We start from the raw sequence: 12,654 nt of genomic DNA, 5'->3' as shown, positions 1-12,654 counted from the left end.
GCGCGTGCGGGTCAGCGCATTTGCCGGGCCACGCGGCACGCGGCGAGATCCCACGCGCCACTGCCGACCGTCTTCAGCAGCACCGGACTGCCATCATGCGCCGCGCCGTCCGCCACGGCGGAGCCGATCGTGCGCACGTTCGCCCAGTCGACGCCAGCCTGCAGCAGGTCGCCGGCTTCTTCGCGCGCGGCTGCAAAATCGTCGACGAACACGCGGCTCGCACGCACCGTGTCCTGGGCGATCTCGGCCGCGTCCGGCGTGAAGGCGCCCACGCCGATCACGAGCCGGTCGTTTCGCGCCGCGTCGTCGTACACGGGCGTCTTGCTCGTCGTCGCGGCGATGACCACGTCGACTGCTTGCGGTACCGCACCGTGCGCGGGCATCACTTCCACGCCGGACTGCGCGAAGTGGGCGCGGAATGCCTGTTCGGACGCTTCGGTTCGGCCTTTCACGTAAAGCGTTGCCGCCGGATAAAGCGCGCCGATCGCCTCGGCATGAAAACGCGCCTGCTGTCCGGTACCGATCACCAGAAACGCGTGCGGCGCGCCGGGGTGAAAGAGGCGCACACCCAGCATGGAGAGCGCCGCGGTGCGCCGCCCGGTCACGGTCGGGCCGTCGAGAATGAACTCCGGCTGTCCCGTCGCACCATTGCACACCGTCACCGCGCCGAAGATGGTCGGCATGCCGAGCGCCGTGTTGGCCGGGCACACGCTCACGAGCTTGTGGATGGCGATATCGTCGGCGCTGGCGGGCATCGAGAGCATGACGCCGTTGCCCTTGAGCGGCACGCCGGTGCGCACGGGCGCGTGAATGCGGCCCGCGTCGTGGTCCTGCGCGGCCGTGGCGAGGGCGTCGAGCAGCACGCCGAAGTCGAGCAGGCGCGCCGTGGCGGTTGCGTCGTAAATCGCGATGGACTCCATCGAATCTTCTCTCCTGATGAATGCTGCGTGGGTGTGGCGGCGTGAGTCCGGCCGCGGGCCTCAAAAGCGGTCGATGCGAAACGGCGCGAGATCGACGGCGGGCGTGTCGCGCACCATCAATTGTGCGACGAGTTCGCCGCTGAACGGCCCGAGCGTGAGGCCCAGATGCTGATGGCCGGTCGCGACGAACACATTCCGCGCGCCGCGCATCTCGCCGATCATCGGCAGATAGTCGGGCAGCGTGGGGCGCTCGCCGTACCAGCGGCTTGCGACCTGCGCCGCGCGTGCGCCGGGAAAGAGCGTCTGGAATTGCGTGGCGAGCATGTCGGCGCGGCGCCAGTCGGGTGCGCCGCGCGCGCCTAACTCGACAGTGCCGGCAAGCCGGATGCCTTGCGCCATTGGGTTACAGGTGAAGCCGCGCTCGACGAAGCTCACGGGCACGCGCAGCGTGTCTTGCGAGGGCGCGCCGAGCTGGACGTGATAGCCGCGCTCGTTGGTCAGCGGAATCCTGGCGCCCAGTTGCTGTGCGAGTTCGGCGCTGCGCGAGCCGGCGGCGATCAGCACTTTGGCGGCAGGATGCGTCGCGCCGTTCAGCGTGACGCCGATACGGCCATCGGGCAGGGCGCGCAATGCATCGACGGCAGCGCTCGTGAATTTCGCGCCCGCCGCGATCACGGCCCCGAAAATGCGCTCGACGACCTGCTGCGGATTCGTGACTGAGGCCATGCCGGGAAAGTAGCGCGCATGGCTGATATGCGGCGTGAGCGACGGCAGATAGTCGCGCCGCACCTGCTCGGCTGTGAGAGTTTCGTAGCGCACGCCGTGCCGGTCGAGCAGATCGAGTTGCGCGCGTTCCGTTGCGTGCGCAACGGGTTGCTCGAACACGTAGAGCGAGCCGATGTCGCGAAAGAGATCGTCGGCAATGTGCTGATCGAGCAGACGACGCCAGGCTTGCGCCGCACCGGTCACGAGACTCGCGAGCGCACGCGTGTTGCGCCGAAAGCGCGGGCGCTGCGCCTGCGCGGCGAACTCCAGCACCCACGGCGCCATGCGCGGCAGGCTGCGTTTGTGCAGGCGCAGCGGGCTGTCGCGGCGCAGCAGCATGCGGGGCAGGCCGGCCATCGTCTCGGGGCTCGCGAGCGGCGCGACGTGATCGACCGCGATCAGGCCCGCGTTGCCGAACGAACAGCCCGAACCGGGCGGTGCGCTGTCGACGATATGCACGCGCATGCCGCGCTGCGCCAGGTTGAGCGCGGCGCAGACCCCGATGATGCCGGCACCGATGACGACGACGTCTTCCATGTCAGTCTCGCGACGAAGAAGTGATTTCGTCCGATGCTAACCTAACTATTTCCTATAGGAAACTTTTTTCTGATCGTATATCACGCGTGCTCGACCCGCCGATCAGCGTTGCTCTTGCGAGGCGTTGTAGGCACCCGCCTGCTCGAGCAGCCACGCGCGGAACATCTCGAGTGGCTTGCCGTGGCTGAGTTCGGTGGGATAGACGAAGTAGTAGCCGCCATCGGCAATGGCCGGGGCTTCGAACGGAATGACGACGCCGAACCGCTCGAGCTGGCCTTCAACGAAGAACTTCGGCACGAGCGCCACGCCGAGGCCGGCGGCGGCCGCTGCGATCAGCATCGTGTGCAGTTCGTAGCGCACGCCGTGCATGGTGGCGTTGTCTTCCACGCCGAGGTCGGAGAACCAGCGCGTCCATGCATCGGGGCGCGTCGTGGAGTGCAGCAGCGGGTAGGCGAGCAGTTCATGCGCCTTCTTGACAGGGCGCGCAAGCAGCGACGGAGAACAGACAGGCACCACTTCCTCGCCGAACAGAAAGTCGGACGAGGTGCCGGGCCAGGTCGGCTTGCCGTAGTGGATCGCGGCTTCGAAATGCGATTCCTCGAACGAAAACGTCTCGGTGCGCACGCCCATGTTCACGCGCACGTCCGGCGTGCGGTCGTAGAAGTCCTTGAGGCGCGGAATCAGCCATTCGGAGGCGAAGGTCGGCAGCACGGCGAGTTCCAGATAACCGCCGCCGCTGCCGTGCGCGATGATGGAGAGCGTGTCGCGATCGAGGTTTTCGAGCGCACGGCGCACCTGAGTGCTATAGAGCCGGCCCGCGCGCGTGAGCACGACCCGCTGTTTGGCGCGCACGAACAGGCGCACGCCGAGATTCGATTCGAGCGTGGCGATCTGGCGCGAGACCGCGCTTTCGGTGAGGAACAGCTCCCTGGCGGCGTGAGTGAAGCTCTCGTGCCGCGCCGCGGCTTCGAAAGCCGTGAGCGCGCCGATATTCGGGATCTTGAACTTGCGCATGGTGATTCCAGAAACTCATCAAGTGACAATTTAATCTCGCTTTACGCAGTGCGCAACCATTCGAATAATGCGTTTTACGTATAGTTGGCCGAAGCCAATGGCCAGAGCCCCGTTTGATGACCGCTGCGAGGCGGTCGTTTCCTGTGAGATTGGTGATGCGCAATTCGAACGTAGAACGCTTGTTGTCCGCGCTGCTGGGCCGCGAGAAAACTGAAACCCTCTTTGCAACGCTGACCTTTCCGTCGATGCTCGGCGACTGGGAAAGCGGCACCGTTACGCGCGCCGAACTCGCCCAGGCGATGAACATGGCGCTGTTCGAAGACCTGCTGGAGCGCTCGCCCAACGGCCGCACGTACACGAACGACACGGTGGCGCGGGGCGGTGCGGTGTACTTCGACCATGGCGCGCTGCGCACGGTGCGCTGGGCGCAGAGCGGCGCGCTGCCGCCCGGTGAAGCGGCCTTCACGCGTATTCTGCGTCCGCTCGGCTTTCGCCTGAATGGCCGCTATCCGCTGGACAAGCTCGGCATGACGGGACGCGCCTACGCCCACGAAGACGCACCCGACGAAATCGCGCAGTTCTTCGTGAGCGAGCTGCACCCCGAGCGCTTTTCGGCGGCGTTCCAGCAAGCCGTGACGAACGTGGTGGGTGCGTCGAAAGATCCGCTCACGCCGCTGGCCATGGCGCAGCTCTCCGAACTCGAACGCGACGGTTCGCTGCCGCTCGACGCGGCGCTGCAACTGCTGCCCGTGATCGTCGGCGCGTTCGCGCGACAGCACGAAGTGCCGTCTATTTCGGACTACGAGACATTGCTGCAAGAATCGGCGGAAATGGCGTGGATCGCAACGGAAGGCAACGCCTTCAATCACGCGACCGACCGCGTGGAAGACGTATTCAAGCTTTCGGACGACGAGAAGGCCAAGGGGCGCCCGATGAAGCCCAACGTCGAGACCTCGCGCTCGGGCCGCGTGTTTCAGACGGCGTATCGCGCCGACACCGTAATGCGCGAGTTCCGCGCGGCGGACGGCCAGCGCGTGACGCGCGAGGTGCCGGGTTCGTTCTACGAGTTCATCACGCGCAAGCGCACGTTCGATCAGGTCACGCGGCGCTGGCAGACGGATTTGCGCTTCGATGCGGGCAATGCCACCGGCATCTTCAAGATGACCGCGAACGCTGCTTGAACGTGGCGTGTCACACGCCCGGCGCGCCGTCTTGCGTGTCCGGGTGTGGTTCGTTGATGAGCCAGAGGACTTCCGCGTCCTCTTCGCTCGTGGAGACGGCCGCATGCCCCGTGCGGCTGTCGAAATAGAGGCTGTCGCCGGCTTCGAGATGCGTCGGTGCGTAGAGCTCGGAGTAGAGGCAAACCGAGCCGCTCAATATGAAGAGAAATTCTTCGCCTTCATGCCGGCCCCATTCCGTGAACTCGTCGAGCGAGTGCGCCGTCACGCGAATGCGAAACGGGTACATCGCCTTGTGGGCGAGTTCCGTAGCCAGCAACTCCATCTGATAGCAGCCTGCCGAATGCTGCTGCCCGCCGCCCTTGCGGGTGAGCGCGCGGCGTCCGCTCGCGCGCGGCCTGGGCGCCGAGCCGAACAGTTCGCCGAGGTCGATCTTCAGGCCGTGAACGATCTTCTGCAGCACGTCGAACGTCGGCGACATGACGCCGTTTTCCACCTTCGAGAGCGTGGAGCGCGACACGCCGCACACGCGGCTGGCGGCCTCGAGCGTGTAGTCGTGCTTCAGCCGGGCCGCCTTGACGCGCTTGCCCAGCTCCGCCGAAGCGTTCTCGGCGGGCTTGAGGGACGAGGTTTCCATTCGGGAACTCGGGGTGTTCGCTGGTGGTTCGTATCGTACTCTATGTTTCCGATAATAACATTTGCGTATCGCGCGACGTTTGATACGTCATGTGGCGATTAACAAGCATGGCTAAGTAAATCGACCGCTCGAAAGTTGATGATTTCTGACGCAAACCCAGACGGCGCAAGGCATGGCGCGTGCACAACCCGCATTCGCATGACACCCACGCACAAGCGGGCGTATTGGCGCTATCGGGTATCTCCCAATGCCTGCGAGGGCGCGTCACGCGTTGCCGTATTCCCCGCGTGCACGGGCTTGATGAGAAAAGCGCATTACGTGGTGATTAGATTTCGTTTGATGCCACCGAAACGGCTGCCGACAATCCGCTTACGTCCCGCCGCTCAGCATCGCGGGATGAATCCAGTGCGCCGAAGGTCCGCGCGACCATTCGAACGCATCACGTGCCGGCTCCAGATACCGAAGGAATATCGCATGTATCCTCGTTTCCTCGCTTCTCGTCGTGGCTGCGCGATCGCAGCGTCGTTGATGTTGGTTGCCGGCGCGGTGAGCGCGCAGGAAATGGTCGTGAAGATCGGCGTGGCCAGCCCGCTCACGGGCGGCGGCGCAGCGTATGGCAAGGACATCGAGAACGGCGTGCGTATGGCCGTGGACGAAGCCAACGCCGCGCGTCCCACCATCGGCGGCAAGCCGGTCAAGTTCGTGATCGACTCGCAGGATGACCAGAGCGATCCGCGCATCGGCGTGCAGGTCGCGCAGCAACTCGTGGACGACAATGTGGCCGTCGTGATCGGCCACTTCAATTCGGGCACGACGCTGCCGGCCTCGAAGATCTACGCGAAGGCGGGCATTCCGATGATCACGCCGGCCGCCACCAATCCGGCCATCACGCAGGGCGGCGCGCCGACCATCTACCGCGTGATCGCAACCGACTCGCAAAACGCCGGCAACGCGGGCAACTATGCGGCGACGGTGACGAAGGCGAAGCGCATTGCCATCATCGACGACCGCACGGCCTTCGGCCAGGGCGAAGCCGACGAGTTCGAGAAGGCCGTGAAGGCGAGCGGCGGCACGATCGTCGCGCGCGAGTTCACGAACGACAAGGCAGTGGATTTCAGCGCTCAGCTCACGAGCATCAAGCGCACCAATCCGGATCTCGTGTTCTTCGGCGGCCTCGACGCGCAGGCCGCCATGATCGTCAAGCGCATGCGCCAGCTTGGCCTGAAGGCGCAATTCCTCGCAGGCGGCGGCGTGATGGACGCGAACTTCATCAAGCTCGCCGGTGATTCCGCCGATGGCGCTTCGGTGTGGGAGTACGGCCAGCCGCTCGGCACGCTGCCCAAGGGTAAGGGCTTCGAGGCGAAGTTCAAGCAGAAGTACGGCATCGACATGCTCGCCTACGCGCCGTTCGCCTACGACGCGGCGTGGGTCGCGATCACGGCGATGGAGAAGGCGGGCTCGGCGAATCCGGCGCAGTTCAACGCCGCGCTCAAGGCCACAAGCTACGACGGCATTACGGGCAAGATCGCATTCAATGCTCAGGGCGACCTGAAGAGCCCGAGTTCGACCCTGTATCAGGTCAAGAACGTGGCGTGGGTGCCGGTCACGACGCGAACCGCTGAGTGATATCACTCGCCTCTGCTACCTTGAAGGGCGCCGCCTCTGTCGGCGCCCGATGCATTGTTTCCAATAGGAAAGCAAAGGTGTGCCCGCAGCGCGGGCACATGCCATTTTCATGGCGGAAAGCCGGGCGGAAGCGGTACACGCGGCATGGCGAAATTCCCGTGGATTTTCGTGTTGTCGCCGCAAAATTGCGCGTGTATAGTTTCCTAAAGTAGCAATGTTTCGTATCGGAAATTTTTAAGGGATTCTACCTATGAAAGCCTCCTCCATCCTCTCGGATCTCGGTATCTCCCAGCTCGCGGAAGCGGGCGACATCGTCGTGCATTCGCCGATCAACGGCGAGCTGATCGGCCGCGTCGCGAGCCAGTCGGCGGCCGACGTCGACGCCGTGCTCGCGAAGGCGCAGGAGGCGTTCAAGACCTGGCGCAACGTGCCCGCGCCGCGCCGCGGCGAACTCGTGCGCCTGCTGGGCAACAAGCTGCGCGAACAGAAGCGCGCGCTCGGCAGCCTCGTCTCGCTGGAAACCGGCAAGATCTTCCAGGAAGGCTTGGGCGAAGTGCAGGAAATGATCGACATCTGCGACTTTGCGGTTGGCCTCTCGCGTCAGCTTTACGGTCTGACCATTGCATCGGAGCGTCCCGGCCACCGCATGGCCGAATCGTGGCATCCGATGGGCGTGTGTACCGTGATTTCCGCGTTCAATTTCCCGGTCGCCGTGTGGTCGTGGAACGCCGCGCTCGCACTCGTGTGCGGCAACGCCGTGGTCTGGAAGCCGTCGGAAAAGACGCCGCTCACCGCGGTGGCCGTCAACAAGATCATGCAGGATGTGTTGAAGGAATTCGGCGACGCGCCCGAAGGCCTCACGAGCCTCGTGGTCGGCGGCCGCGAAGTGGGGGCGAAGCTCGTGGCGGATCCGCGCTCGAACATCGTCAGCGCAACGGGCAGCACCGAAATGGGCCGCACCGTCGGCGTCGAGGTCGCGCGCCGTTTTGGCCGCTCGCTGCTCGAACTGGGCGGCAACAACGCAGGCATCGTCTCCGCTACCGCCGATCTCGAACTCGCGCTGCGCGGCATTCTGTTCTCGGCGGTCGGCACGGCCGGCCAGCGCTGCACGTCGCTGCGCCGCCTCTTCGTGCACGAGAGCGTGTACGACAAGGCAGTCGAGCGCCTGAAGACGCTCTACGGCAAGGTGGTGATCGGCAATCCGCTGGAGCAGGGCACGCTGATGGGGCCGCTCATTGACGAGCAGTCGTTCGCCCGCATGCAGTCGGCGCTCGAGCAGGCGAAGCGCGAGGGCGGCAAGGTATTCGGCGGTGAGCGCCACACGGTGGCGGGCAACGAAAAGGGCTTCTACGTGCGCCCGGCGATCGTCGAGATGCCGTCGCAAACCGAAGTTGTCCTGAAGGAAACCTTCGCGCCGATTCTTTACGTCCTCAAGTACAGCGACTTCGGCGACGCGATCGATGCGAACAACGCCGCCCACCATGGCCTTTCGTCGTGCGTATTCACGACGGACCTGCGCGAGAGCGAGCGCTTCACGTCGGCCGCGGGCAGCGATTGCGGCATTGCGAACGTGAACATCGGGCCGAGCGGTGCGGAGATCGGCGGCGCGTTCGGCGGCGAAAAGGAAACGGGTGGCGGGCGCGAGTCGGGCTCCGACTCGTGGAAGGCTTATATGCGCCGTGCGACCAATACGGTCAACTATTCGTCGGCGCTGCCGCTCGCACAGGGCATCGATTTCAACGTCGAATAAGCGCGTTTGAGGTACGTGACCGGGTGCATCGTGCGCCCGGTCAATGGATCGATTCGCGCAAACCCAATCAATGCGCGCCGCAGTTTTCCGCAATCTGGAGCAAGTCGTGAGTTCTCAAGTCGTTATCGTTGGCGGCGGGGTAATCGGTAGTTCTATTGCTTACTTTCTGCGTGCAGCCGACCCAACGGTTTCCGTGACCGTGTTCGAGCGCGACCCGAGTTATGCGCGCTCGTCGTCGGCGCTTTCGGCCGCGTCGATCCGGCAGCAGTTTTCCACGCCGTTGTCGATCCAGATGTCGCTATTCGGCATCGAGTTTCTGCGCGGCATTGGCGAGCGGCTCGAAGTGAACGGCAGCCGCCCGTCAATCGATCTGCACGAGGGCGGTTATCTCTTCCTCGCCACGGAAGCGGGCGATGCGACGCTGCGCGAGAATCACGAGCTGCAAACGCGTCTTGGCGCGGACATCGAACTCATGTCGCGCGACGCGCTCCACGCGAAGTTTCCGTGGCTCAACGTCGAGGATCTCGCAAGCGGCGCGTATGGCCGCAGCGGCGAGGGCTGGTTCGATGGCTACGGCCTCGTGCAGGCGCTGCGCAAGAAGGCGCAGTCGCTCGGCGCGCGCTATGTGCCGGCCGATGTGACCGGCGTCGTGCGCAGTGGCCGCAAGGTCACGCACGTGATCGCGAGCGACGGCGAACGCCATGCGTGCGACACGCTGGTGAACGCAGCCGGGGCGTGGGCGCGCAAGCTCGCGGAAATGATGGACATCGACATTCCGGTGTATGCGCGCCGCCGCAGCATTTTCAACGTCTCGTCGCCCGCGCGGCTCGCCGCGTGCCCGTTGCTGATCGATCCGTCCGGCGTGTATTTCCGCCCCGAGGGCAATACGTACATCACGGGAACGTCGCCGAGCGCGGAGAACGACCCGAACGATCTGCCGCTCGACGAAGTCGATCACGCTATCTTCGACGACGTGATCTGGCCCACGCTTGCGCACCGCGTGCCGGGCTTCGAGGCGCTGCGCGTGGAGAACTGCTGGTCCGGTTATTACGAGTACAACGTGCTCGACCAGAACGCCATCATTGGTTACCACCCGGCCATCGACAATTGCGTGTTTGCCAATGGTTTCAGCGGGCACGGTCTTCAGCAGGGGCCGGCAACCGGACGCGGCGTGAGCGAGCTGATCCTCAACGGCAGGTATGAGACGCTCGATCTGTCTTCGCTCGACTGGTCGCGCGTAATGGAAAACCGGCCGATCGTCGAAAAGAACGTCGTGTGACGGCGGGGTAGTCAGGCCGCACAATGCACAATGAAGAGCCCGCGATTTCAGCGGGCTTTTTTATTGCGCGACTGCTTGATGAGCAAACCGCATGATGTGGTGATTAGATTTCGTTTGATGTGCCCGTGAGGGCTGACCACAATCGAAGCTTGTCCGTTGCCGCGCTTAACCGCCATCGACTCCATGTCCGCCATGTACGATTTCACCGCGCCCTTTCAGCATCCCGCTGGTTCGCCCATTCGCGAGCTGTTCAAGTACCTGGGAGAGCCAGGCATGATTTCCTTCGCTGGCGGCTATCCAGCCAGCGACCTGTTCGATGCCGATGGACTGCAGGCGGCAGCGGCTCAGGCATGGCAGGCTTCCACGCGCTGCCTTCAATATGGCCCGACCGACGGTTTGCCCGAATTGAAGACGCAACTGCTCGCGCTGATGGCGCGCCGCGGTGTGACCTGCGCGCCCGAAGAGATGCTGGTCACCACGGGGTCGCAGCAAGGCCTCGACCTGTTGTTGCGCGTGCTGCTCAATCCGGGCGACACGGCCTTGACCGAGCAGCCCGCCTACCCGGCCACGCTGCAGGCGCTCAGGCTCCAGCAGGCGCATGTCGTGACGGTGCCCGTCGACGGCGACGGGCTCGACGTGGACGTACTCGCCGCGCGGCTCGCTTCGGGCGCGATTGTCCGGCCCAAGCTGCTGTACACGGTGCCGACCTTCGCGAATCCCACCGGGGCCACGCTCACGCGCGAGCGGCGCCTTGCGCTCCTGCGTCTCGCCGTTCAGTACCGCTTCGTGATCGTCGAAGACGATCCGTACGGCGATCTGCGGTTCGCAGGCAACGCGGTGCCGTCGATGCTGGCGTTGGCAAGCGAGGTGCAGGGCGCGCGCGATTGGGTCGTGCACTTCTCGAGTCTTTCGAAAGTCGTCGCGCCTGGCTTGCGCGTAGGCTGGGCCATCGCGCCCGCTGAAATCGCGCGGCGCTGCGTGATCGCCAAGCAGACCGTGGACCTGTGCAGTACGCCGTGGACCCAGGCAATCGCCGCGCACTACCTGGAGGCGGGCTCGCTCGAGCGGCACCTTCCGCACATCACGCAAGCGTATCAGCGCAAATGCGAAGCGCTATGCGACGGCTTGCGCGTGCAATTCGGCGACGAAATCGCGTTTCATCAACCCGAAGGCGGCATGTTCGTGTGGGCGCGCATTCCGGGTGTCGCGATCGATGCGCTCTTGCCGAACGCGATTGCCAACAAGGTGATTTTCGTTCCCGGCAAGGCGTTCTTCGCTGACGAGCCCGACACCGCGTCGCTGCGCCTTTCGTTTGCCGCGCCGAACGTCGATGAGATTCGCGAAGGCGTGGCGCGTTTGAAGCGGGCCACGTATGCCACGCGCACGGCGGACATGACGTCGGCACCTGTTTGAAGTTCGCGCGGTTCCAAATCCGCGCGTTTCCTGTTGCGCAACCGACTGCGCAAGTTCGACGAAGCGCTTCACGCAAGTCGAAGTGAACGGCTCGATCCACGAGACAGTCTGGTCGAGCGCAGGCGCACCGCTCAACGGCACGTAGGCTACGCCCGAGCGTTGCAGCGCCATCGTGAAGGTCGGGGCGACGGCGACGCCGCGCTCGGCTGCGACAAGCGATACCACGGTCGGCCAGATGCGCGGCTCCATGCCTGCTCGCGCGCGCAACGCGTTCATTTCCCATGCCGCCGCCGGGGCCCGGACCACGGCGATCGGAATCTACCTCTCCTGCTATTACTTCGACGGCAGCCTCGGCTCTGTGTTGCCGATTCCCGCATGGCATCACTGGAGCTGGGCGGGCTGCGCAGCGTTCGTCGCGGCCGCACAGGCGCCGGTCGGGCTGCTCGTGTTCGCGTTCTGGCGGCCGGAGCGTGCCGCCACACGCAGCGACGCGCGCGGAGCGCCAGGGCAATCGCCTGGTTGACAGCCCAAATATTGGCTTCCTAATATGCATACAACGTTGCACACAAAAAAGCATGCAGAGTTGTGTGGCGTCGGCATTGTGCATATACGGGATTACCCTTATTGGAGAGGTCATCATGGTTCGGCTGTCTCGCATTACCCGTCAAGCTTTCGTCGGCCTGGTTGCAGCGAGCTGCGTGCTCGCGAGCGCGTCGTCTCGCGCAGAGGACGCGAGCGCGTGGCAAAGCGTGAAGAAAGCAGGTGTGCTGCGCTGCGGCGCTGCGGTTGCGCCCCCGTACGTGATGCGCGACGCGAAAACTGGCCAGTACAGCGGCTTTTTCTCGGACCTGTGCCGTGACTTCGGACAGAACGTCCTCAAGGTCAAGGTCGAGTTCGTCGACACGTCGTGGGACAACATCGTCGCGGGTCTGCAATCCGACAAATGGGACCTCTCGCTTGCGCTGAACGACACGCCTGAGCGCGAGAAGGCGGTCTCGTTCTCCGTGCCCGCCACCGACTACAACGTCTCGCTGATCTACAACAAGAACAACCCGAAGATTCCGAAGGGCGCGCACAGCGTTGCCGAGATCGACAAACCCGGGATAACGATTGCAGTCATGTCGGGCACCTCCCAGGACAAGGCGATCTCTGCCGCCATCAAGCAAGCGCAAATCATGCGGCTGCCTGGCAACGACGAGACGCGTCTCGCCTTGATGTCGAAGCGCGCGGATCTGCTCGCGGACGCGAACATCACCAACATGCTGCTGACCGAAGAGCACCCGGAGTGGGCGGTTGCGATTCAGCCCAATCCGCCGCTGGCGCAGCAAGCGGTCTCGTTCGCCGTGCGCAAGGAAACGTCGAAAGCCGATCTCGCCGTTCTCAACGACTTTCTGAACGCGCAGGTCAAGTCGGGGGCGGTCAACCGTCTCATCAAGACCTCCGTCCAGTCGATGCTCGTGACCAACAAGTAAGCACATCGATTTGATGCCGCGCGGTGCTCGCGCGCGACGTGTGGTTTTCGCCGCACGTTCCGA

11 protein-coding genes are annotated in these 12,654 nt (G+C 64.4%); 7 read left to right on the top strand and 4 right to left on the bottom strand.

The window, feature by feature from the left end:
• Nucleotides 1-11: 11 nt before the first annotated feature.
• The 3 genes from lhpI to E1N52_RS02810 form a co-directional block, all read right to left on the bottom strand.
• Nucleotides 12-920 (bottom strand): bifunctional Delta(1)-pyrroline-2-carboxylate/Delta(1)-piperideine-2-carboxylate reductase, encoded by a 909-nt coding sequence (lhpI, locus tag E1N52_RS02820; RefSeq protein WP_133179995.1) that lies wholly within the window; start codon nt 918-920, stop codon nt 12-14.
• A gap of 60 nt (nt 921-980) precedes the next feature.
• On the bottom strand, nt 981-2,222 hold the full coding sequence (locus E1N52_RS02815; RefSeq protein WP_133179993.1) for an NAD(P)/FAD-dependent oxidoreductase: 1,242 nt from the start codon (nt 2,220-2,222) through the stop codon (nt 981-983).
• A gap of 102 nt (nt 2,223-2,324) precedes the next feature.
• A complete protein-coding gene (locus tag E1N52_RS02810; RefSeq protein ID WP_133179991.1) occupies nt 2,325-3,236 on the bottom strand; it encodes a LysR family transcriptional regulator in 912 nt (303 codons plus the stop codon).
• 155 nt (nt 3,237-3,391) lie between these two features.
• Here E1N52_RS02810 and E1N52_RS02805 point away from each other — a divergent pair, with 155 nt between their 5' ends.
• Nucleotides 3,392-4,417: a DUF1338 domain-containing protein gene (locus tag E1N52_RS02805; RefSeq protein ID WP_133179990.1), complete on the top strand. Its 1,026-nt coding sequence runs from the start codon at nt 3,392-3,394 to the stop codon at nt 4,415-4,417.
• A 10-nt stretch (nt 4,418-4,427) separates the two neighbouring features.
• On the opposite strand, the gene E1N52_RS02800 is transcribed toward E1N52_RS02805, so the two are convergent.
• Nucleotides 4,428-5,051, bottom strand: coding sequence for a helix-turn-helix domain-containing protein (locus E1N52_RS02800; protein ID WP_133179988.1), 624 nt, complete (start codon nt 5,049-5,051; stop codon nt 4,428-4,430).
• A gap of 474 nt (nt 5,052-5,525) precedes the next feature.
• Here E1N52_RS02800 and E1N52_RS02795 point away from each other — a divergent pair, with 474 nt between their 5' ends.
• The 6 genes from E1N52_RS02795 (at nt 5,526) to E1N52_RS02770 (ending at nt 12,591) form a co-directional block, all read left to right on the top strand.
• On the top strand, nt 5,526-6,677 hold the full coding sequence (locus E1N52_RS02795) for a branched-chain amino acid ABC transporter substrate-binding protein (protein ID WP_133179986.1): 1,152 nt from the start codon (nt 5,526-5,528) through the stop codon (nt 6,675-6,677).
• A gap of 250 nt (nt 6,678-6,927) precedes the next feature.
• A complete protein-coding gene (gene amaB, locus E1N52_RS02790) occupies nt 6,928-8,427 on the top strand; it encodes an L-piperidine-6-carboxylate dehydrogenase (RefSeq protein WP_133179984.1) in 1,500 nt (499 codons plus the stop codon).
• Nucleotides 8,428-8,533: 106 nt separating this feature from the next.
• On the top strand, nt 8,534-9,706 hold the full coding sequence (locus tag E1N52_RS02785) for an NAD(P)/FAD-dependent oxidoreductase (RefSeq protein WP_133179982.1): 1,173 nt from the start codon (nt 8,534-8,536) through the stop codon (nt 9,704-9,706).
• A 192-nt stretch (nt 9,707-9,898) separates the two neighbouring features.
• Nucleotides 9,899-11,119 (top strand): aminotransferase-like domain-containing protein, encoded by a 1,221-nt coding sequence (locus tag E1N52_RS02780; RefSeq protein ID WP_133179980.1) that lies wholly within the window; start codon nt 9,899-9,901, stop codon nt 11,117-11,119.
• 172 nt (nt 11,120-11,291) lie between these two features.
• Nucleotides 11,292-11,642 carry a hypothetical protein gene (locus E1N52_RS02775; protein WP_246088955.1) on the top strand — a complete coding sequence of 117 codons (351 nt, stop codon included), beginning with the start codon at nt 11,292-11,294 and terminating at the stop codon, nt 11,640-11,642.
• Nucleotides 11,643-11,757: 115 nt separating this feature from the next.
• Nucleotides 11,758-12,591 carry a substrate-binding periplasmic protein gene (locus E1N52_RS02770; protein ID WP_133179978.1) on the top strand — a complete coding sequence of 278 codons (834 nt, stop codon included), beginning with the start codon at nt 11,758-11,760 and terminating at the stop codon, nt 12,589-12,591.
• The last annotated feature ends 63 nt before the right edge of the window (nt 12,592-12,654 follow it).

The organism is Paraburkholderia guartelaensis, assembly GCF_004353905.1.
GTDB lineage: Bacteria > Pseudomonadota > Gammaproteobacteria > Burkholderiales > Burkholderiaceae > Paraburkholderia > Paraburkholderia guartelaensis.
The sequence above is the reverse complement of the archived record's forward strand: the minus strand, read 5'-3'. Positions and strand labels throughout refer to the sequence as shown.